Annotated in this window: 21 protein-coding genes; 9 read left to right on the top strand and 12 right to left on the bottom strand. The window is 48.4% G+C overall.

Annotated features, from left to right (window positions below; genetic code table 11):
* Nucleotides 1-208 precede the first annotated feature (208 nt).
* Nucleotides 209-517 carry a TMEM14 family protein gene (locus tag HRE53_RS16230; protein WP_235107203.1) on the bottom strand — a complete coding sequence of 103 codons (309 nt, stop codon included), beginning with the start codon at nt 515-517 and terminating at the stop codon, nt 209-211.
* A 22-nt stretch (nt 518-539) separates the two neighbouring features.
* On the opposite strand from HRE53_RS16230, the gene HRE53_RS16225 reads away from it, so the two are divergent.
* Nucleotides 540-1052, top strand: a complete 513-nt coding sequence (locus HRE53_RS16225; RefSeq protein WP_235107202.1) for a hypothetical protein — start codon at nt 540-542, stop codon at nt 1050-1052.
* A gap of 23 nt (nt 1053-1075) precedes the next feature.
* Here HRE53_RS16225 and HRE53_RS16220 read toward each other — a convergent pair whose 3' ends face one another.
* Both HRE53_RS16220 and HRE53_RS16215 read right to left on the bottom strand, forming a co-directional pair.
* The gene (locus HRE53_RS16220; RefSeq protein WP_255800725.1) at nt 1076-1495 is read right to left on the bottom strand and encodes a DUF1499 domain-containing protein; all 420 of its coding nucleotides are present in this window, start codon (nt 1493-1495) and stop codon (nt 1076-1078) included.
* Between the two features lie 114 nt (nt 1496-1609).
* Complete coding sequence (locus HRE53_RS16215; RefSeq protein WP_235107200.1) at nt 1610-2026, bottom strand: secondary thiamine-phosphate synthase enzyme YjbQ; 417 nt, start codon at nt 2024-2026, stop codon at nt 1610-1612.
* Between the two features lie 170 nt (nt 2027-2196).
* Between HRE53_RS16215 and HRE53_RS16210 the strand changes: the two genes are divergently transcribed.
* The 4 genes from HRE53_RS16210 (at nt 2197) to HRE53_RS16195 (ending at nt 6791) form a co-directional block, all read left to right on the top strand.
* The gene (locus tag HRE53_RS16210; protein ID WP_235107199.1) at nt 2197-3804 is read left to right on the top strand and encodes a hypothetical protein; all 1608 of its coding nucleotides are present in this window, start codon (nt 2197-2199) and stop codon (nt 3802-3804) included.
* A 53-nt stretch (nt 3805-3857) separates the two neighbouring features.
* Nucleotides 3858-3965 (top strand): photosystem II reaction center protein I, encoded by a 108-nt coding sequence (locus tag HRE53_RS16205; RefSeq protein WP_212664356.1) that lies wholly within the window; start codon nt 3858-3860, stop codon nt 3963-3965.
* A gap of 497 nt (nt 3966-4462) precedes the next feature.
* On the top strand, nt 4463-6472 hold the full coding sequence (locus HRE53_RS16200; protein WP_235107198.1) for a hypothetical protein: 2010 nt from the start codon (nt 4463-4465) through the stop codon (nt 6470-6472).
* On the top strand, nt 6420-6791 hold the full coding sequence (locus HRE53_RS16195) for a hypothetical protein (RefSeq protein ID WP_235107197.1): 372 nt from the start codon (nt 6420-6422) through the stop codon (nt 6789-6791). The genes HRE53_RS16200 and HRE53_RS16195 overlap by 53 nt, the downstream gene beginning before the upstream one ends.
* A gap of 104 nt (nt 6792-6895) precedes the next feature.
* On the opposite strand, the gene HRE53_RS16190 is transcribed toward HRE53_RS16195, so the two are convergent.
* On the bottom strand, nt 6896-8341 hold the full coding sequence (locus HRE53_RS16190) for a DUF4034 domain-containing protein (RefSeq protein WP_235107196.1): 1446 nt from the start codon (nt 8339-8341) through the stop codon (nt 6896-6898).
* 235 nt (nt 8342-8576) lie between these two features.
* Between HRE53_RS16190 and HRE53_RS16185 the strand changes: the two genes are divergently transcribed.
* Both HRE53_RS16185 and psbQ read left to right on the top strand, forming a co-directional pair.
* The gene (locus HRE53_RS16185) at nt 8577-11183 is read left to right on the top strand and encodes a M1 family metallopeptidase (protein ID WP_235107195.1); all 2607 of its coding nucleotides are present in this window, start codon (nt 8577-8579) and stop codon (nt 11181-11183) included.
* A gap of 190 nt (nt 11184-11373) precedes the next feature.
* Entirely contained in the window at nt 11374-11823 is a 450-nt protein-coding gene (psbQ, locus tag HRE53_RS16180) for a photosystem II protein PsbQ (protein WP_212664349.1), read from the top strand.
* 182 nt (nt 11824-12005) lie between these two features.
* Here the strand turns inward: psbQ and HRE53_RS34430 are convergent, their stop codons facing one another.
* Together HRE53_RS34430 and HRE53_RS34425 are read right to left on the bottom strand one after the other, a co-directional pair.
* Entirely contained in the window at nt 12006-12488 is a 483-nt protein-coding gene (locus tag HRE53_RS34430; RefSeq protein ID WP_255800724.1) for a sulfite exporter TauE/SafE family protein, read from the bottom strand.
* Nucleotides 12448-12840, bottom strand: coding sequence for a sulfite exporter TauE/SafE family protein (locus HRE53_RS34425; RefSeq protein ID WP_255800723.1), 393 nt, complete (start codon nt 12838-12840; stop codon nt 12448-12450). Before HRE53_RS34425 ends, HRE53_RS34430 begins: the two co-directional genes overlap by 41 nt.
* A gap of 258 nt (nt 12841-13098) precedes the next feature.
* On the opposite strand from HRE53_RS34425, the gene HRE53_RS16170 reads away from it, so the two are divergent.
* Entirely contained in the window at nt 13099-13497 is a 399-nt protein-coding gene (locus HRE53_RS16170; protein ID WP_235107194.1) for a DUF4189 domain-containing protein, read from the top strand.
* 9 nt (nt 13498-13506) lie between these two features.
* Here the strand turns inward: HRE53_RS16170 and HRE53_RS16165 are convergent, their stop codons facing one another.
* The 5 genes from HRE53_RS16165 to HRE53_RS16145 form a co-directional block, all read right to left on the bottom strand.
* Entirely contained in the window at nt 13507-13992 is a 486-nt protein-coding gene (locus HRE53_RS16165; RefSeq protein ID WP_235107193.1) for a L,D-transpeptidase, read from the bottom strand.
* 30 nt (nt 13993-14022) lie between these two features.
* A complete protein-coding gene (locus HRE53_RS16160; RefSeq protein ID WP_235107192.1) occupies nt 14023-14826 on the bottom strand; it encodes a hypothetical protein in 804 nt (267 codons plus the stop codon).
* Between the two features lie 48 nt (nt 14827-14874).
* Nucleotides 14875-16416, bottom strand: a complete 1542-nt coding sequence (locus HRE53_RS16155) for a hypothetical protein (RefSeq protein ID WP_212664344.1) — start codon at nt 16414-16416, stop codon at nt 14875-14877.
* Between the two features lie 496 nt (nt 16417-16912).
* Entirely contained in the window at nt 16913-17998 is a 1086-nt protein-coding gene (locus tag HRE53_RS16150; RefSeq protein ID WP_212664343.1) for a hypothetical protein, read from the bottom strand.
* A gap of 68 nt (nt 17999-18066) precedes the next feature.
* Complete coding sequence (locus HRE53_RS16145) at nt 18067-19608, bottom strand: hypothetical protein (protein WP_235107191.1); 1542 nt, start codon at nt 19606-19608, stop codon at nt 18067-18069.
* Between the two features lie 537 nt (nt 19609-20145).
* Between HRE53_RS16145 and HRE53_RS16140 the strand changes: the two genes are divergently transcribed.
* Nucleotides 20146-21456: an aminopeptidase P N-terminal domain-containing protein gene (locus HRE53_RS16140; RefSeq protein WP_235111143.1), complete on the top strand. Its 1311-nt coding sequence runs from the start codon at nt 20146-20148 to the stop codon at nt 21454-21456.
* On the opposite strand, the gene HRE53_RS16135 is transcribed toward HRE53_RS16140, so the two are convergent.
* Entirely contained in the window at nt 21446-22354 is a 909-nt protein-coding gene (locus tag HRE53_RS16135; RefSeq protein WP_235107190.1) for a DUF4349 domain-containing protein, read from the bottom strand. The genes HRE53_RS16140 and HRE53_RS16135 overlap by 11 nt on opposite strands.
* Nucleotides 22355-22367 lie beyond the last annotated feature (13 nt).

The following is a 22367-nucleotide window of genomic DNA, read 5'->3' as shown; positions in this document are numbered from 1 at the left end:
GAGTGTTCAGTCACGCCAAGACCAGCAACACAACCATCCATGGTTTGCCATTACTGACTAGTTCAACCCTGAGAGCCCATCATCAATCCTTCGCCCATAGGTTGCCCACCCTCTCCATGGGAGAGAACTTTCAGCTACAAGAGAATATAAATTAGCCTTCGTTTAAGGCCAAAGGGTATCAGAGATAACCGTTCAGTCGTCCCTAGGGTTATTGCCCAAGGATCATCACGGCAAGGGCAATGCCACCCAGCCCCACCATCAATCCAGCAGGCATCACTTTACGAGTTTTCAGCCACCGAACAATAAATACAATAATTAAAAGAGCAGTAACCACCATCGCCAGGGTCAGTCCCCAAGCATTTCCTTTTAAGGCAGCTAAGGCCCCCGATAACAGCAACATGCCCGAAAAACAACCCGAAATCAACGAGATCTGACTCCGACTCTTGGCATATCCCATAATTCCGCCAAGCAGAGTAAAAATACCATAGATAAATGCGGCAAGAATGCTAGAAGTCATGACGGTTCTTGGGTAGGAGATCTTGCAACTACTGTCCCATAGTGTGTTCTTAATCGGTATTCCCCCTAGTCGGGAGTTCTATCTCAGGGATAGACTAACAGTATGCGATCGCAACCCTGCAACCATGATTGACCGATCTAGCTCCAATGCGACCTCTTACGAAATTGTCTGCTTAGAGCACCAAGGCAGCTACTTGTACGCTGAGGTCATCCAGACCATTGAAGCTCGGCAACGATCGTGGGTGCGGCCCTTATTTTTACAACTCACCACCCAGAGTTCAGAACCCGCTCATCCAGCTCAGGGCCTGTTTTCTTTTCGCCTCCAGAACTGCGCAGATTTAGTATGGCCTTCCCGGTTCTTCCGGCCCGCAATGGACGATGAAGTCCTCCCGTTTCTACTCCAAATGCATACGGAAAAACCTCAGGATCAAGAAGATCCTAAGGTCGTTTCAGAACGCGATCGCAAAGCCCACCAAGCCCTGCGTCAGATGATTCAGCAGGTATGGCAAGCCTTTCCTGATGCGTTTGCTGGCTAGCGAGGGAACTTAGGAATAGAGATCTAAGCTTTCTTCAGCTTTTTTTGGATGGATTTAACGCGAGATTTGTTAGCTCCTAAATCTGACTTACCCAAACGAGATGCAGAACGGACTTGAATCACTTTTTCCCGGCTATCCAGGTAAAATTCCACATCATCCACAAATCCCAGCAAGCCGCTAGTGAATTCGGCATAGATGTAGTTCCGGGTTTCCTGAATAATTTCTGCATTCCCCGTGTCAGCCAAGATGGTTTTGAGCTTGGTAAATGCGTCTTTGGGAGCACCTTCAAAGGTGAGGGGGTCGATCTGATGCCCCGGATCGGGATCTTGGCTACACACACAGTTCGGTGTGTTCGGACAAGGCGTAAGTTGATTCTTCTTGAGACCTAAAGAGGTGGGCCGTTGCCCAGAAAGTGAAAGCAGGGGGCATGATGACGAGAACAATAGGGTTACCGCTTGTATTGTAAAGAATTATTTAGTTTTATGTAGGTTCACCTTCTCAGATATAGGCTCAAATCCTTGAAAGCCCTGGCTTTCAAGGAGATACAAAGGAGAGGGTTATTCCCCAGATAGATGCACGATCACTTCCCGGTTGGAGCCATGTTGACGATGCTCCCAGACATAGATGCCCTGCCAAATTCCTGTGGCTAAACGACCTTGACGAATCGGAATATATTCCGAGGTATGGGTCAAAGCCGTACGGATGTGAGCTGGCATGTCATCCGGGCCTTCGGTACTGTGGCGATAGTGAGGGCCTTCCGGCACAATGCGCGCTAAAAACGTTTCTAAATCCCGTAGGACATCTGGATCCGCATTCTCTTGAATCACCAAGCTGGCTGAAGTGTGGCGAAGAAACAAGGTGCAAAGTCCCATGGACATCCCGGATTCAGCCACCACAGACTGCACTTGCCGAGTGATGTTATGGAAAGATTTCCCTTGGGTAGGGATTTTGAGTAGATGTTGGGAATGGGCCATAGCGATTCCTAGGGGGACCACACAGATACTACCTCAATGGTCTTCTCTGGTTCATCTCCATGAATATGACGTTAATTCATTAAGAGATTGCCTACATCAGAGAGAGAAACATTGGAGCTTACAATAAGTGGGCAACCCTCCCTGGCGAGAGTAAGGATTTCACTGAAATTATGACAGCGGAAAGCCGTTACCAGAGTCGATTATTTAATCTCATCCTCCAACAGTCCCGCGAGTTGACGGAGCAATGGCAACGGAATTTACGCCAGGCTAAAGTCACAAGCCTATGGGGGATGCAGATGGGGTTGTACCCTATCTATTTATTATTTCAAGTTTCCCGCTTTACCCAACAAGCCCTCCGTCAGGGAGATGTACAGGGCCAGCGACTGTTGAAGGCTGTTACCGATCCGAGTCAAGATAGCCTTGCGAGCAATGCAGATGGCCCCATTCGCAATGTACTAGCTGCCATTCAGATTGATACCCTCGATCCTGAAATAGGGGAAAACGCAGAAAACGACGAATGGGCTGAAGAACCTCAATTCTCGGTCCAGATTGAAGGCCTCTCTCACCGACGTCCGACGATTCGAGTCCGGTATCAGAAGTGGATACAGCGCTGGGCAGAGCGAAATCCTCTCCACAACAAAGCCACTCGTTGGTTAGGTATTACCTCAGAACCAGCGGTCAAAATTCAGGGGATTGCCTGTGATTTGCAATCGACCCATGTATCTCTGGTGACGCCTGACAATGAGGCCATCGATGTTCTTACCCCTGCCCAGCAACGGGAATTGCACAAGCTGATGACGTGGGAGTTAGCCAATTATCGACGACAAGAGCGACTCAGCAAAGATTTCCAGCACCTAGTGAAAACAGACTTCCGGCAATTGCCGATGCCAAAAACGCGATCGCAAATGCTGCCCCCCGTTAGAGCCTTCCGCAAAGCTATGGCCTGGATGCAAACAGGGCCCATGGCAGCCAAAGCCAATTTATTTCAGGAAGCCTTGGCCTTGCCAGGAGATGAAGCATCTTATCCCCTACCGTTAGCCTTACCCCAAGGATTGGCGGCTACATTAGATCAGCTGACCCCGAAACTGACCCAAGATGCCATTGAGATGTTAGACGGTGCGATCGCATCTTGGGAGACCACCTCTTGGGAAGTCATGGGACCCACCGCCACGGACCTATCAGACTATGTCGTTCAACATTGGAAACAGCAGCAGTCTCAACTTCAGCCTAGCCTTAGCATTCTCAGTCAAGACCCAACTTTAGGCGGACAGCCCCCTGAACATCCAGTCCGGTATGCTGCAACCTGGATTCCTAGTACCTTACGATCAGCAATGGCGGCCTTATTGGGACGACCTCAACCCACCCAAGGCCAGCCCGCAGCTCAAGCCCCACAACAGTCTGCCCCCTCACCCAACCAAGCGTTCTCAACGCTATCCTGGGCTGACCTGTATAGCGAAAAAATACCTACAGCTTCGCCAGCAAATACAACAGCATCAATCCCTGGGTCTCCGATCTTGGCTACTGAAGTATCCCAGCAGTTAGAAACGACTGCCTCTCCAGCAACAATCTATACCCAAGATGGCTCCATCGAAATTGAAGTAGATGCCGTGATGGTGGGCTATGAAAAACACCCTTTAGAACGAATTCTAGCTGGGTTAGATCGCATCACTGCCTGGCTTGAAAGCGCCTTGGGGTGGGCATGGAAGCGGCTGCAGCCTTCTATTCAGTCTTATTTTCAAAAAGTTTTGACTCGATTAGATGGCAGGAATTCGATATGATAATAAAGATTAAGTTTTAATTGCTGTCTATTCTACCGGTAATATAGGTTCCTATGGCAATCCTCAAATTCGTTACCTACGCTTGGATTATTTTCGTTATTTCCCTGTTCTTCTTTGGTTTCATTTCGAGTGACACCACTCGTAATCCTTCCAGCAAGTAGAATCGTTATATTCCAGCCAATATTGGCTTTTCTTTTAAGATTATCTTTTGTGTGATGTCGGTGGGTGAGTTTTCTTACCCACTGTTTTTTGTGCCCATATCCCTTGAAGTTTGACTCTTAGGTCCAGGACAAGCATTTAGGTTGCAAGGAATGTCTTGAACATCAATTCTGGCTTTATTCCTTGATTAACATAATTAAAGTTCATAGTTTAAGTGCCTTCTACACTAGATCCTACGGCTGACAGGTCCATCTCCCTTACGGTAATATCAAGGCGAGTGAAGTAGACCCACAGCAGACCACCATCCAATAAATTTGGCATTACTTAAGCCCGTCTGCAAACACCATTTTTTTACCGAAACGCTACCCTGTATTCAACCAGTGATTTCAATGAATGCAGTTTGCTTTTCTTCTACAAGTGTCATTAAAGTTTCTATAGACTTTGCTCAACTTATTAGGTTGACGAACACCCCTTTCTAATTCTGCGAAGAGACTCACCCATGACTTCCCCTAAGGTTACGATTGCACCGGTTACGGCAGTAGATCAGCCCTATGCACTCAAGTTAGGCACCAAGCTACTGATCACCATCACCGTAGAAAATATTGCAAGTCAGGGGCGAGACTATCAGCTTAAGGGAAGTCAATTATCCTCAGACTGCTACACCCTAGGTGCACCCGCCATGAGTGCCGAACAGGGCCATCACAATCAAATCGAGGTGTTAATTCACCCCACTGAAGTTGCCGCCATTGGCCAGCATCAGCTTAAGCTGCAACTAGTCTCTTCAGAGGGGGAGATTCTCTGGGAAGACCAAGTGTATCTGCAATTTCTAGTGGCAGATGATATTGACATCATGCTCACGCCAGATCTGACCTTTATTAAGGATGGCGTTGGTGTATACCAACTATTGATTACCAATACGTCTCGATTTGAAAGAGTTTTGACGGTGCAGCCTAAAGGATTGCCTGCTCGGAATGGCCTGACCTTCAAGGCCGAGCCTCTCCAACTCGATCTGGGTCCTGATCAGACAGGCAAGGTGGACCTCATAGTTCAGCCTCGACGGTGGTGGCTCAGACCATGGCTCGGGAAGGGCCGCAAATTCCAATTCCAAGTGGATTTGCAAGATACCAATGGCATCCCGCTACCGCAATTACTAGCCCAAGCAGGGGTAGTATGGCAGCCATATCCTCGCTCCCACGGCCTCAAACTTCTCGGGCTGTTACTCTTGGCTTTAGGCACATCTTCTGCTCTGTTGTGGCAGTTCCTCTGGCGTCAACCCACTGACCCTGCCATCGCAGCCCTCCGCTCCAGTCAAACGGTTGTCCCCCAAACCGGACAAAAAGATATTCAGCTCAGCTGGACCATCAAGAATAGCCAGAAGCTTGCAAAGTTAGTGATTCTTCGGGAATACCAAGGCCAATCTGAAGTGGCCAAGACTTTCCGATTTGATGAGGGGATTCCGAAAGAATTACAGCGGAGCACCCCCAGTCAAAACTCCAATTTCTGTCAATCTGATCAGCCCGAAACTGGCGCTTTAAAATGTACTGGCATTACAACAGGGACGACCAATCCAGGCCAATACCAGTTCAAGGTACAGGCTTTTTCGAGTGACAATGCCAGCGAGCCGATGGCAACCCAAATCACTAGTCTAATTGCCTTCAAACCCAATGCTGTACCGCTTATTACCCGCTTTTATGCACCAGCCTCTAGGGCCAACACATCGACTTCAGGTCCCGTGGCCTCCGCTCCATCTGGCCCGATTCAGCTGAACTGGGAAATTGCCAACCCTAGCCAACTGACAGAGTTACAGATTATGACCGTCGACGCTAACAATGCCGAGGCGGCTTTGTTACAACGGTATCAATTAGTCAATGGCAAGCTTCCTGATACCCTGACCAAATATTGTCGCTTTACGCCTACGTTGACCTGTCAAAAGGTACCAACGGCTGCTCGCAAACCCGGACAATATTTTTTCAAGATCACCGCGTCTTACCAACAAGAGCAGCAACCTTTCACCCTGTCCAAAACTATTGGGCCGATGAACGTACAGGCTAAAAATCTAAGAATTGCCAGCTTTCTAATCAATGGTCAAAAAGCACCTGCACAATTTGTTTTAAAGCCAGGCCAAGATCATGTGAAGTTAACTTGGAAAGTAGAGGGTGGCAATAATCCCAGCGTTGCAATTTTGCCTAGCCCCGGCAAAATACCCGCATCAGGCTCGATGAAGTACCAGCTCAACCCCCAACAGCCAGGGGCAATTACCCTGCAAGCCACCGACCTGAATGGCAAACAAGTGCTACAAACCGTGGCGATTGGGGGCACGGTTGCCAAAGCGCCGACCAACAGACCCAAACCGCCCGTTGCCCAGGTTAAGCCCAAACAAGCCGCAAAAGTCAAACCGGCACCACCCTTGCCTTTTATCGCTGCATACCCTCCCCCCATTCTCTCCCGAACCTGCAGTGCTACGGCAAAATCCTCTGCCTCCGCTACCCGCCCGACAAACCCCACCTAGGGCGACTCGTCCCCGTCGACCTGTAAGCAAGCCTGTGGTCAGTCGTCCTTCTCAACCTCGTCCTCCCGTAGCGGTCAGGAGTAGTGCTAAGCCAAAATATTCCCAGGCTGCCCTGAAGGAAGCTCAGTTGGTCACCCGTGGGTTAGTGGTGGCCCGCCAAAACCGTAAGATTGTGCTCAATGGGTCAACCTGGAATAAAACTCAAGACGCGATTAAACTACTCCGTCGAGGGTATAGTCGTGAAGCCGCCGCCCAGAGAGCAGGGGTTCCCTTATGGAAGCTGAATGTCTTAGTCTCCCTTGGCCAAAGAACGCGGTGATATTTACTCGTGCACTCCTGCTAATCGTTTTCTATTCAGTCTTCACCTGCAAGAGCTGGCCCTTCCCCTCGTGACCAACCGATAGCTCAGCAAGTCAGCGTGACCTATCGACGCTGGGTTGCCAGAAGACCTTGCGCTTTCTGAATAAAATCTTCTGCATACTCCCGTTCAGATGGGGAGGGGTTTAGAGCCAAAGCTTGATGGGCAAAATCAATGGCTTGAGGAATATCTTTGTAGATATTCCCATAAATTCCAGCTAAAAATAGATATCCTGGGGCTTGAGGCCATAATTCAATCGCTTTCAAGACCATTTTCTCAGATTCAGCGCCTAGCTCTTGCTCCTTGCTTTCATTCCCCTGATAATGTTGCTGAGTCGCTAGCTTATACAGTTGAACCGCCTCTTTGAAGTAGACATAGACACGAGAACGGTGGAATTCATTGAGATCGTCCCAAAGGGTATTTGTCGTCCACCGATCGCCAATGATTTCAAATTGCTGGATCGCTACATCGAATTTTTCTCTCTCTAATGCATCATGGGCATAGTAATACCTCATGCGGAGGTAATCAGGATATTGGGCAAAAATATCTTGATAGACCGTTTGTATTTCTGACCAGGTGATCGGATGAACAGCATCATCCCGATCTATTTCTCGGGCTGCCAAAAGCAGAACATTGCCCAGCATTGGCTTTTGGGTAGCTTGTCCCTTCTTCTGCGCCGCTCTAGCAAACGCCAACATCTTTTGCTGGCTCCCACCCCATTGGGGATATAGAGTTTGCAGATAGGTCGTGTGCAGTCCTAAGTGGGAGGGATTTGCGTTCAGGCCTTGTTCAAAGAAATACTCTGGGGTGTAGGGATCTAGGTTTGTTCTAGCAGCCAGGTGCAGGAGTTCGTTCCAAATATTCGGATCATTCGGATTGAGTTGACTAGCGACGCTAAAATCACCGGCTGCTTCTTGGAGGTAGTAGTGAAATAACTGCCATCCTTCTTCCGTGACCTTACGAGCGACTTGCCCCGTTCGGAATTTCCAGGCGTAGTTTACATGCAATTCTCCCTGGATCAGATAAGGAATATGGGAGGTCGGGTAAGCGGCCATCCATTCCTGCAAAACAGCTGTTTGATGGAGATAGTCGTGCTTGTCTTGGGACGTATATTCATTTTTGGGATTGGGAAATTTGCCAAGGGTCCTATACAGACGTATCAAAAAGCCAGACTTATGCTCGTCCTGTCTTTCGGCCCGTAAATACTCGTTGACCCGTGTTTCAATCTTGGCAAAATCTTTTCGTTCGTAGAGATCTTGCCGCCATGCCTCTGCATCAGGAATATGTTGATACCGCTGCAAATACTGCTCTGGAACCAATACAGAATCTTGGGCAATGGACGCGGCCAAAGAAGGCTGAGAAAAAGCAGGGCTTTCGAGCAGATTCGGTGAGGTTTGGGGTGTAGATTGACAGCTGACCAGTAAAGCCGCCATCCCCACAGCCACACAGTGATTGAGGGTCTGAGAATGACAACGGTTATCTAGAGAGTTCAAATCATTTTGATCGCGCACTAATCCTAGGATGCCCAGTTATATGGGGTCCAGAGGCGGTTGGGGGATAATACTTCCAAGATGGATGTAGAGACCAACCCTAACTTCAGACCATCTATGCACCCCGTAAATGATGCTACAGGGACTTTTATGGAGCCTTCAACCCTTAAGTTCCTGATAAAGCGCTACGCTGGATCGAGAGCCAATCATTGCTGGCAATTCTCTTCAGCTAGCACCGTCCTCAGCAGGTAATGTGATGTCCCATCTTTTCTTTGATTCTGAAACTAAGAAGCACAAGTCCTTTGAAACGGCAGGGGCACGGCCTCACTACAATCCCGATCGCCCCGGCCAAGTCGAGCATATTTTTCTGGATCTAGCCCTAGACATTCCTGCACAATCCTTTAGCGGCACCTGTCAGATTCGATTAAACCCGGTGCGCAGTGGGGTTGAGACCTTGGTGTTGGATGCGGTCGATTTGCAGATCGAAGGCGTCAAGGTTGGCCGCACCAAACAGCTCTTTGACTATGACGGTGAACAGTTACAGATTCATTTGAAACAGCCAACCACAGTGGGGAAAGTATTTACGGTTGCGATCGCATACACCGTACACCAGCCCCAACGCGGTCTTTACTTTGTCCAGCCCGATGAGCATTATCCTGACAAACCCACCCAGGTTTGGACCCAAGGGGAAGATGAAGACTCTCGGTTTTGGTTTCCCTGCTTTGACTACCCCGGTCAGCTTGCCACTTCAGAAATTCGGGTGCGGGTGCCCAAAGCCTTTATGGCCATCTCCAATGGAGAGCTGATTGAAACCGAAGTGGATGGCAAACAGAAAATCTACCATTGGCTCCAGCGGCAGGTACATCCCACCTATTTAATGACCTTAGCGGTCGGCGAGTTTGCAGAAATCATTGATGACTGGCAAGGCAAACCCGTGACCTATTATGTGGAGAAAGGGCGAGAAGATCAGGCCCAGCTCACCATGGGCAAAACGCCCCGCATGATTGAGTTTTTTAGCGAATACTACGGCTATCCCTACGCTTATCCCAAGTACGCCCAGGTCTGCGTCGATGACTTTATCTTCGGCGGCATGGAAAATACCTCCACCACCCTGCTGACGGATCGCTGCTTATTGGATGAGCGAGCTGCCCTTGATAACCGTTCTGCAGAAAGTCTGGTGGCCCATGAATTAGCCCATCAGTGGTTTGGGGATTTAGTGGTGATCAAGCATTGGTCCCATGCCTGGATCAAGGAAGGCATGGCCTCCTATTCCGAAGTGATGTGGACCAACCATGAATATGGGGCTGAGGATGCTGCCTATTATCGACTGAACGAGGCCCGTAACTATTTCAACGAGGATAGCAATCGCTATCGTCGCCCCGTGGTCACCCATGTCTACCGGGAAGCCATTGAGCTATATGACCGCCATCTCTACGAAAAAGGGGCCTGTATCTACCATATGATTCGGGCAGAGTTAGGGGATGAGCTGTTTTGGCGAGCCATCCATACCTTTGTTCAGGACAATGCCCACAAAACCGTTGAGACCATTGACTTACTGCGGGCAATTGAAAAAGCCACCGGTCGCAATCTGCTCTTCTTGTTTGATCAATATGTCTATCGGGGCGGCCATCCCGAATATAAATTGGGCTATAGCTGGGATGCCGATCATAAGATGGCCAAGGTAACAGTGACCCAAGCCCAGGTGGATCCAAAAGACAAGAATAGTGCAAAAGAACTATTTGATTTGAATCTGCCCATTGCCTTTGGATTTGACCGAGGCAAGCAACCCATAGAGTTTCAAGCCTTTACGGTTCGTGTCCATGAGCAGGAGCAGAGCTTTTACTTTGGCCTCCCTGAAAAACCACTTCTGATCAGCTTCGATCAAGGCAATCACTATCTCAAGCAGGTCACCCTCGAATACCCGGTGCCTGAGCTGAAGGCTCAGCTTAAACAGGACCCCGATCCCCTCTCTCGAATTTATGCGGCCCAGGCCTTGGCGAAAAAAGGCGGCTTAGAAGTCATTAAAAGTTTAGGGGAAGCCCTGACTAGTGATGGGTTCTGGGGCATGCGGGTCGAAGTGGCAAAGCAGCTCGCTCAGATTAAGCTCGATCAGGTACTGACCGCCCTCAAGCCAGGTCTTAAGGACAAGGATGCCAGAGTCCGACGGGCGGTGGTAGAAGCCATGGCGACCTTTAAAACGGACGAGAGCTACAAAGCCATCAAGCCTTTAGCGGAAAAGGGTGACCCCAGTTATTACGTGGAAGCTAGTGCATTACGAGCCGTGGGTGCGATCGCATCCTCCACCCTAATCACTAAACCCAAAGAGACCAAGGTCATCAAGCTCTTTAAATCGGTTCTCAAAGACCGGGCAGGCTGGAATGAGGTGGTGCGCTCTGGAGCCATTGGTGCCCTGAGCCAAATGAAAACCTCCACTGCAGCCCTCGATTTAATTTTGACCTATACCGAAGCAGGAACCCCACAACCGCTCCGTCTCGCTGCCATTCGAGCCTTAGGAAGTATTTCCACCGGACAACCCCCTGAACAGCTGCAGCGCATTTTGGATCGGCTATCGGTGCTCGTGGGTGAGAGTTTCTTTTTAACCCAAGTGTCGGTATCCGCATCCCTGGGACAGATGGAAACCCCCAAAGCGATCTCACTCCTGAAAACCTTAGCCAACCAAACCCCTGATGGTCGGGTGCGACGAATGGCCGAAGAATCAGTTAAAAGAGTGCAGGCCCGAGTGAAATCAAATCAAGCCCTAAGCACATTACAAGAGGAAGTTCAGCAACTCCAACAAGCCAATCAGGAGCTGAAAAGTCGGCTAGCCGATCTAGAGGCTAAATCCAAGTCCTCAGGGACCTAGGCGTTAATTGAAACCAATGCAAAGGACGGAGACTGATCTTGAGAGGTAGAGACAGGTCAAAAAATACAAACCTTTACAATCAATAGCCCGAAAGCAGGGCTTTACAGGTGATTAGCTTTACAAAGGCCCCTGAAAATTCGACAATAAATCTTGGCAAACCCATTTCTGATGCGCAGAGGACTGTGAATCAATGATCTTAAATTTTAAACGATTTTGTAAATCCCTATTGGCCGTTGCCTTTGCAACCGCCCTTGTTTTGACAAGTTTTAGCACAATTGCCCCTACTGCTTTGGCTGGGTCTGATACTGGAATTGTTATTGCTCAAGCTTCTAAATATACAGAAGGGCTACAACCTTTGTATGGACGTTTGTCTGAGCTAGATGGCTACATTGCTGAAGGTGACTGGAATAATGTTCGCACCTTTATCCGTGGTCCTTTAGGCGAACTTGGCCCCCTCTCTCGTCGTTTGGGTGATTCTTTACCCGCTGCAACTCAAAAAAGTGGCCGTCGCACTATCAAGTTGTTAGCCGATCACCTCAACAAGCTAGATGCTGCTGCTGCTAAGCGTAATCCCACTTCTGCTGCCAAAGAATATGACGCCGTTGTGTCTACCTTTGATGCTGTCCTAGGTTTATCTTAAATCTGACAATCAATATCTTTGAGCCAATTGTTAAAGGGTGTCACGCAGCGACTCGCCAAGATCCTAAAGCGTATCAATTGCAAGTTACATGCTGAATGATGCGATCGCTGCGATTCACTCTTTTTTTCTACCTAAAATTTCCGCTTAGGTGCGATTTAATTTTTAGGTGTAATAAGTCGAAGCTAGATCAGCGGGAAGTCCCAGGCAATTAAGCCAGTCCCAGACAACATCCGCATACTAATCACCAGTAATAATCCGGCAAAGATCGTTCGCAGCTTTTCAGGAGCAACGATACCGGCAAATTTAGCTCCCACAGGTGCCCCCAGTATCGTAAACGGGGCCACTAGCAATACTGCAGGCCAATAGACATAACCCGTTGACCAGGGAATATCAGTTTGAGTCCCGCTCAAAAGCAAAAACGAGAGGGTCCCAACAATGGCGATAGGTAATGTGAAGGAGGCAGAGGTCCCACTGGCTTTTTTCATGGGGAGGCCACAATAGAGGAGAAACGGCACACTTAGGGCTCCACCTCCAATCCCCAACACACCCGACTTAAACCCAATCACCATACCCACAGCACTCGTAGCGACGATGCCGGGAGCCCCCACCGTTGGTTCTTCTTCCTCAGACTTTTTCTCCAGGAATATCTTGGTAGAAACGACCAATAAAAAAAATGCCAAAAATCAATTCTAAAATTTGGGTTGGCATCCGATTGGCTAAAAGATTGCCACTCACTACACCCACGGCAATGCCAGCAATGATAGAGCGAAAAATAGACCATTGAATATGCTCTTGTCGATGATGGGCCCAGGTCGAAGATGCGGCGGTACAAATCATAATGCACATAGAGCTACCCGCTGCCATATGCATCAGGGAGTCTTGAGGGAGTTGAATCAGATCAAAGAGGTAAAACAACCCAGGCACAATCAACATGCCACCGCCAATCCCTAAGAGTCCAGCTAAGGTTCCCGCCGCAATACCCAAGACTGCAAATAGCCCTAAACTGAATGGATCCATGGTGATGCTTTACCTGAACAATGGTGGTACAAACCCGAAAACACTAGAGTAAGGGTGTTCTCCCTTAAACCATTCCTGAGGTGTACCCGTTCACTATAAATCTTTCGTGAGTCAGACCCAAGCCAGAGGAATTTGGCCTGAAGATGCTGACTGCGACGATCGTGTGGGAACTCTACAGCTATAGTCCTCATGGTCTAGACGCATTCGTTTGGCCAAACGACTATCAAATATTCCATCTACAACAGAAATGGGGGAAATATGTTCCATTCGAAAATATCTCAAGTGCTGATTGCAACGATGTTTAGTGTGCCAGCCGTGGGATTAGTTGGGACTCAAAACGCTCTAGCTAACGCGAACTATGGTGCGATGGCCTATTCTGTTTCCACCGGTAGCCATGGTTATTCCTATGACTACACGACTCCGCAGGAAGCAACCAATGTAGCCATTCGTTTTTGTGAAAAATATGCCAAGACTGGGGATTGTAAGTCATTAGTTGTGTTTAAAAATGGCTGTGGTGCCCTAGCTCGCGCCTCTGATTACTCAGCAGGATCTGGTTGGGGAGTCGATCGAGCAACAGCCGAATCTTATGCCCTGCAATCCTGCCAAAAATACGGCCCCAACTGTAAGGTTGTGAGTTGGGTTTGCACAAGTCGGTAATCAGATAACTTATCGGACATACACCGGATCACCCACTACTACAAATTTATATAGCTCTTTAGCGTGGTGGGTATGCATTCGATTACATCCGGCAGACACCGCTTGACCAATCAAATTGGGTGTATTGGTTCCATGCAACCCTAGGGGAACACCATCCGCAATCACATAGCCCATCCAAATTCCTGCCATCGGATTACGAGGACTGTTATAAGGAATCACCTCCCCTGAAGGAGACTGCCAGTCCACCATCGTCCCTTTTTCATAAATCCAGAAATTTCCGGCAGGTGTGTCCAGTCCTGGCCGGCCAATGGAAATCGGCCAGGATTTTTGGCTTTTTCCTTGCTGATAGTATGTGACGGTCCGCTTGGCTTTAGAAATTTGCAAGCAACCTCCCTGCACTTGGCGACAATGCAGCGATAAGTCATCTGCTTGAGCCATTGGAGACCATAGGAGTCCCACTAAACTCGTCAAAACGCCTAATGCTAGTCCTTTCATCGTCCACATTCTCCACAAATATTGCTAGGACTAACGGCCCTGAACAGGATAGTTATTGTCCAAGATGATGGTTTGAGCTTCAGCTTTCGGCTCAACATTAATCACCATCACATCCTGTTGGGAGCTTACTCTAGGCACTGCCTGGAATACAGGAGCTGGGTTTCCATAAACTGGCACAGTAGGTGCATAAACAGACTGAGGATAAGCCGTCGGGTAACCATAGCCCCAAGGATTCGCGTTGGGGGCTACTGGGTAACTGCCCACTGGATAAACCGTCGGCTGAGTTTGAGGATAGGTAAGAGGTTGAACAGGTTGATAAGGCACAGGTTGAGGGTAGGTTGTGACGCTGGTGCCTCCTGTAGGAACGTTGTAAACAGCTTGTCCATTATTCAAGGGCAGGGTTTGCTGCAACATCCCCCCTTCATATACACCAACACTACGCGTAGCATGTGAAACTTCTAAGCAATGTTGTTGAACTTGGGCACAGTGAACCTGCTGAGTATTCGGACTTGGAACAGCCGATGTTGTTTTCGTTGCTTTCGGAGTGAGCAGTTCATTCTGCTCGCTATTAGATGTTCCAGTTACTGGTGCTTTTGAGTCTAGTTTCGGGGCAGCAGTATTCGTTGTTGACGGTTCAGTCGTCGCAGCTGAATGGGTTTCTTCTGTTTCTGATGTCTCCGACGTTGATTTGTCTGAGGTTAGAGCATCAATCCCCATCTCAATGAGTTTAATTTTGGTGGAATCATCAAAATCAATTGGTAGGGCCACCGCAGATGCTGGAATGGTGGAGAGTACGACGAAGCTAATTAGGGTGGTCAGGTGGAAGTTTTTCATGGGTCTATATCCAAAGTAATGATCGACGGGAACGATACCAGATCGGATTTAACCGCCACTACTGCGGGTAATGCTGCGAGGTAAATCAGGGACTTGACGAGATCCCGGTAAAACTTGGGACTGGGGTAAAGGCTGTGCCTGGGGTGGAACATTGATAATGACCTGCTGCGGTCGGGTCACCATGGGGCCTAAATCCTGACAAGATTGGACAGTCTCCCGGACACTAGCGTCTGTAATCGTGGCCACATCAATGGTCATCAAGTTGGGGTAGTGCTTCAGAAAATCAGTGCAGTAGACAATCATATTCTGGGCAAACTTCATCTCAGCACGATCTGCGGCATCGCGACGGGCAGCTGTTTGGAAGACCTTAAATACTCCAACTTCGACTTCTGCAGCTGTGCTACTAAAGTCATTTCCATAAGCTGAACTGTTCTGAGTAGATGCATTGGCTCGGGCATAGAATCCACCGGAAACTCTGCCACTAAATGAATTGTCGTTGAACACTGAATTGCGGTTAAAAGAACTTTGATTGCTTATGTTGACGTGGTTGTTAGTGACTGCGGAGTTATCCACGGAACTGTCTCTCGTATCAATGGTGATGGGGGCCACACTGACATTACCGCTATTGGTCAAGGCCTCACCGCTATTCGTGGCAGCATTTTGGTCTTGAGTCGCTGATCCACCATTGGTGACCGCATTCTGATCGGCGGATCCACCCGTCGTATTGACATTGCCGCCTAGCGTATTAGCCGATCCACCCGTAGAGTTGGCAGAGCCACCGGTGACATTTCCACCATTGGTATTAGCAGATTGGTCTTGATTGGCAGAGCCACCGGTAACATTCCCGCCATTGGTGTTAGCAGATTGGTCTTGATTAGCTGAACCACCTGTCGTCGCAGCATTAAAATCGTTATTCCCTAACGTAGTATCCCCTCTGCTGACATCACCCAAAGCAGTATTGCCACGAGTCGTATTGCCTAGCGTTGTATCGCCACGAGTCGTATTGCCTAGCGTTGTATCGCCACGAGTCGTATTGCCTAGCGTTGTATCTCCGCGAGATACATTTCCTAAATCAGCCTGGGAGGTGGAGCTGCCACCCGTTGCACCTTCAGCAAAAGAGTTGGAGTCGCCGCCACTGACGTTAGATTGGGATTGTGAGTAGCCTCCTTCAACACTCGATGTAGCCGCTCCAGAGGTTATCGCTTCAGAGGTGGACGTATTGTCTGGGCTGGCATTGATGGTGGTGGTGTTGGTGTTATCTGAAGAGTTACCGACTGATGATGAACTGGCGTTAGCACAGCCAGTTCCAATGCCTTCTAAAGCATCTTCACCGGCTTGAATATCAATATTATTAGAAGTCCCATCCGTACCGTCATCATCGCGCTGGTCAAAGTTGGTGCCGCAATCGTTATCCAACGTTTCGATATCGACGGCATTTTCGTTGCCATCTAAGGTGATATCTCCAGTGTAAATCGCGCCTTCTTCTACTTCAGTCGTTTGCGCCAATCCTGACTGCCCAAAAGCCGAGAAAACCAGCATTAAGCCAAGAGTGCTACCGGCAATCGTTTTTAATCCAAAATGCGTCTTCATGGTTTTTTCTCGCTAATGAGCAACACTGGGTTGCTGAGGAACATATGCATAACTTGTATATTTTTTATCTTTCCTTGATCTGAGATAGAAATCCTCAATAGGAATACCTAAAAAATCTTTTTTCTTAAATAAATTAAAAATGTTTATTTATTCTTAAAGCTGCAAGATTTATCCGTATTTCTCTCAGTTTTTTGTGTGAAATATAGAGTCATGCCAAATCATGATTTAATCTCTCAGTATTTATACTGATCAAATACTGGCAGGTTGCCATCTCAATCCAAAGCCCAGACCATTCAATCTTCTCAATCTAATCAGGCAAAAAATAGTATGTATTAAATAAGTAAATGTTTAGAGGTGCGTTATAAGTAGAGCAATATTTGATAATCTCAATTTAGACAAGAAATCCCCAAAAAAACTGCGCTAGAAAAAACTAGCGCAGTATCATGAGTCTATTAGCGAGATTCCATCTCTATCCACACAAGTTACACACTTAGACTCAAGGATTAACAGTGTTCACGTTGGAGCTATTGACGACAGCACTGTTGACGTAGCTGTTCGTAACACTACTGTTATCGACTGAAGAATCAGTCGTGTTCACTGTAATAGGGGCAATGGTCAGGTCACCACTGTTGGTAGTAGCTGGTCCACTGATGGTTTCAGCAAACTGACTTTGGTCAGCTGTTCCACCTGTAACAGAGCCAGTTTGATTGGAAGAACCACCTGTTGTGGTCACATCACCACCCACCAGATTGGCGGTCCCACCCATCATATCGGCAGTCCCACCGGTGATATCTCCGCCTATTGTATCCAAAGCTTGGGTCTGATCTGTGTTGCCAGCAACGACATCTCCACCGGTAGTATCAAGCATCTGTTCTTGGTCAGCCGAGCCACTGATGACTTCTGCGTCAAAGGTGTTGCCTCCTAGATCGGTATCACCTGTAGTGACATCACCGAAGGTTGTATTCCCTTGGGTCACTTCGCCAAAAATAGTGTTGCCACGAGAAACATCGCCAAAAACGGTGTTGCCACGGGAGACATCACCAAAAGTTGTATTGCCCTCGGTCACATCTCCTTGAGTTGCATTGGAAGTTGAGCTACCACCCGTTGCAGCTTCGGCTTCGCTAAAAGAATTCCCACCACTGACATCAGAATCAGACTCTGAAAAACCTCCATCTACAGCAGAAGTCGCATCACCAGAAGTGATGGCTTCCGTGGTGGAAGTATTGTCAGGGCTGGCAGTGATATTCTCCGTATTAGTATTGGTTACAGATTCTCCAGTCACGCTAGAAGTGGATTCTGCACAACCTGTGCCAATCCCAGAAAATGCATCTTCTTGGGCTGTGACTTCGATGTTGTTGTCAACATCATTGGGTGTGCCGTCATCTGACCGTTGGCTAATGGTTGTGCCACAATCGTTATCCAAGGTTTGAATTTCTGTGGGACCACCGGTAATATTTCCCGTAAAAATTGCACCTTCTTCGACTTCAACTTGGGCTATGGCAGGTGCTCCTGACACAGTCATCAAAAAGGCTAGGCCTAGGGTATTGGCAGTGAGAACATTTAATCTGGAATAGAGTTTCATCTTGAATAACCTCGTATATTTAGTGGCGATGTAGAGCGTAAAGGCAGTTGCTTAGTAAAGGCAGGTGCTTAACCGCCACTGCTACGGGTAATCCGACGAGGCTCTGAAGGAAGATCTCTTGAACCTGGGAGGTTCAAGACTTCCGGTGATGGCTGGGCTTGAGGCGGGACGTTAATGATCACTTGTCGAGGCTGCTGTTGCGCAACAAGGGGACCTAGCTCTTGACAAGCCTGTACCGTCTTTTTGAGATGGCTGTTGTGAATGGTGGCTACGTCAATCGCCATCAGATTGGGATAGTGCTTGAGGAAATCGACACAGTAGACAATCATGTCTTGGCCAAATTTGACCCGCTTTCGACGAGCAGAATTTTTGGATGCCACTGTTTGAAACGCTTTGAAAATCCCAACTTCGACTTCCGCTCGATTATGGCTAAAGCTATTGTTATAAGCGCTCGAAGATTTGGAAGAGGCATTCAGGCGAGCATACATTCCACCGGATACGCTGCCATTGAAGGCATTTTTGCCGAAGACTGAATTATTGGCGAAGGCGCTCGTATTGGAGAAATTGGCCGTATTGTTGGTAATTTGGCGATTATTGACACTATTATCACCAGTCTGGACAGTGATGGGGGCAAGGCTAAGGTCACCACTGTTGGTACTTGCCGGACCACTGCCCGTATTGGCGATTTGGGATTGGTTGGCGGTCCCTCCTGTGGTGCTAGCGCTTTGGTTGGCTGAGCCACCATTGGTGGTGACCGTGCCACCGGTTGTGTCGGATGATCCACCGTTGGTATTGGCTGCCCCTCCTGTCACATCTCCCCCCGTGGTATTGGCGGATTGATTCTGAGTGGCGGATCCTGCGGTAACGTTTCCACCTGTGGTATTGGCCGACTGGCTTTGGTTCGCAGTACCACCGGAAGTGCTGGTGTTAAATTGATTATCGCCAAGCGCTGTGTTTCCTCGATTGACATTACCTAAGGAAGTATCGCCACGGGTTGCATCTCCCAGAGAAGTCTCACCGCGAGTCGCATCTCCCAGAGAAGTCTCACCGCGAATCGCATCTCCTAAAGAAGTCTCACCTCTACTGACATCACCTAAATTCGCTCCGGAGGTTGAGCTACCCCCCGTTGCCCCTTCTGCTTGAGACGTAGAGTTGCCACCGTTGACGTCAGAAGAGGACTGGGAATATCCCCCATCTACTGAGGAGGTTGCATCTCCAGATGTAATCGCTCCCGACTCAGAAATATTCGTAGGATTGGCATTGATGGTTTGGCTATTTTGGTTGTTGGAGGAATTACCTACGGAAGAGGATGAGGAATTTGCACAACCTGTGCCGTTGCCTTCAAAGGCATCCTCACCCGCATTTACAACGAGGTTATTATCTGGACCAGGGGTACCATCATCGTTATCATCCCGTTGACGAATGACTGTTCCACAATCATTATCTAGGGTTTCTAAATTAACCCCATTTTCATCACCTGAAATATCAATATCGCCGGTATAAACGGCCCCTTCTTCAACTTCTATTTGAGCTAAAGCAGGTGAACCTAATGCAGCAAAGAGTAATGTACAACTCAGTGTCAGCTTAGTCAGTGGAATCAGGCGTTTCATGGGTATAACCTCGTGGAGCACATCTCTGAGAATGTAGGTGATTGTGTGGATGTATATGATGTGTATATCTACAGCATGCCCTTAGAGAAAAAGGTCCCACTCGCGACAATTACCTATTTCTTCTAATTTTTAATCTCATATTGTCTTTTCTTTTATTTATTCTGTTTGACTGGTGTCCTAGGTAGTTTCACTTATTTTTTATTTAAAAGAACAAAAACATTTTGAGTCTAGAACATTGAATTCAGTGATACTACTGAATATAAGTACTTATCCCCGAGCTGATGGAATCAGAGATCAGTACTTTACTCGACTGACATCCTTAAAGTCTTAAAATTTTTAGGCGGCTCCTCTATTTCTATAGATTGGCCTTCACAGGTGACCATGCACTTCAATACCTCCATATTGGTCATCCTGTACTCAAAAATTTTGAGACGCTGGTGCTCTTAGCTGCCCTCTACCGTTATCTATCAAGCAATCTCTGGACGATATACTGCACAATAATGGGTAGAGAAAATTGTCATCTTGATTAAAGATCCTATGCAAGCAGAATATCGCCAGCGTCGTCAAAAACTGATGAAAGCCATGGGTTCGGGGACGGGAATTTTTCGGAGTGCCCCAATGGCCGTGATGCATAGTGATGTGGAATATAACTTTCGGCAAGAGAGTGACTTTTTCTACTTGACGGGGTTTAACGAACCCAATGCGGTGGCTGTGCTGGCTCCCCATCATGAAGAGCATCAGTTTGTGCTGTTTGTGCAACCCAAAGATCCGTTGATGGAGACTTGGACAGGGTATCGAGTCGGTGTCGAGCTGGCAAAAGAAGAATATGGGGCCGATGAAGTCTATCCGATTGCGGAGCTGGATGAACATCTGCCCCAATATTTAGCGGGTGCTGATCGGATTTACTACCACCTCGGGCTGGATCAACCCTTTAATCAAACCATTCTGAAGCATTGGCAACGATCACTGATCATGGTCCGAAAGAATGGCATTGGTCCGGTTGCTTTGGAAGATCCCATGACGGTGCTGCATCCCCAGCGGCTGACCAAAAGTGAGGCTGAACTGGATTTGATGCGTAAAGCCATCGATATTTCTGCCGAGGCTCACAACTTGGCCCGAGAGATAGCCCAGCCTGGTCGCTATGAATATGAAATCCAGGCAGAGATGGAACGGCTATTTCGCTTGCGAGGTGGCTTAGGCCCCGCCTATCCCTCCATTGTGGCTGCGGGGGTGAATGGCTGCATTTTGCACTATACCGAAAATACCTGCCAGCTTCAGGATCAGGATTTGCTGTTGATTGACGCGGGCTGTAGTTATCAATATTACAACGCCGATATTACCCGTACTTTTCCCGTGAGCGGAACGTTTACAGCAGAGCAAAAAGCTCTGTATGAGCTGGTTTTAGCGGCACAAGAAGCTGCGATCGCACAGGTACAACCGGGCAACCCCTACAACGCCTTCCATGAAGCAGCAGTCCAAGTGCTGACCCAAGGTTTAGTCGATCTGGGCTTACTGCAAGGGGATGTCGATAAACTCATCGAAGAAGAAACATATAAGCCCTTTTATATGCACCGTACGGGTCATTGGCTAGGGCTGGATGTCCATGATGTGGGCGTCTACAAAAAGGATAAAGACACCTGGCAACCCCTTGAAGCCGGGCATGTGGTTACCGTTGAACCCGGAATTTATATTGGTCCTGACATTCAACTAGTCGAAGATCAGCCAGAAGTACCGGAGCGGTGGCGAGGAATTGGGATTCGCATTGAAGATGATGTGCTGCTTACGGGAACAGGCCATGAAGTGCTCACGGCAGCTGTTCCTAAATCCATCGCCTCCATTACCCACTGATGGACTTGTGATCGGAGGCCGTCGCGGTGTTGCTCCGACGCTGCATCAACCGTCTGACGACAAATTGCACCAAGACCAGACCAATGATGTAAGGCAAAAAGACCACAAACCAAACCAGAATGCCCAGTAAGCCAAATGTGAGATTGACAACCGCATGGGTTGACTGGGACCAAGCTTCTTGTAGGCGATCACCAAGGGAAGATTGGGGTGGCGTGGTTGCGATCGCAGATTCCAAACTGAGGTTAACCGTTGAAAAAGCCACCTGGGCTTGTAACCGTTTCACCTGAGCATCAATTTGTTCAATCTGTTGACGAATCGTCTTTAGCTCTTGAGAAACTTTGAGGACATCAGCCACAGATCCCGATCGATCCATAATCTTCAACACCACTTCTTCCGACTTGCGGAGATTTTTAAGGCGGGCTTGAAAATCTACCAGCTGAGTGGACACATCTTCCGCTTCGATCGAGCGGTTTTGAACGGTGCCTAACTGGGCTAATTGCTCCAGGGTGGCCTCCAATTTGGCTTGGGGGATACTTAGCTCCATGGAAGCCTGATGACGCACTGCCCCGTCAGGAGGCACTTGATCCTGAAGGCCAACCACGTCACCTTGCTGAGTTTTGACAAGCTTAGCGACAGCTTGTAACGTGGGCGCTATTTTTTCGACCCGAAGGGTCATATTGGCACGCTTGATCAGCTGGGGCTTGGCCTTGGGGGGAGCGGCATCAGTCGGTGACGACACATCATTTTGGAGGGCGGCTAGCTCCGACTGAGCGGCTTGGGGTGCCTCACCTGAATCTGACATCGATTCAGTGAGAGGGGATGAACAACTCGCTAAGAGAACGGCTCCGACAACTGTGCCCCAAACGGGTGCAGTAAGGCGTTTATGTTCTGGCGTCATAACCCTGACAAAT

The organism is Acaryochloris sp. 'Moss Beach' (genome assembly GCF_021497025.1).
GTDB classification, from domain to species: domain Bacteria; phylum Cyanobacteriota; class Cyanobacteriia; order Thermosynechococcales; family Thermosynechococcaceae; genus Acaryochloris; species Acaryochloris marina_A.
Note: the sequence above shows the minus strand (reverse complement) of the source record. Positions and strands in the feature narration are given on the sequence as shown.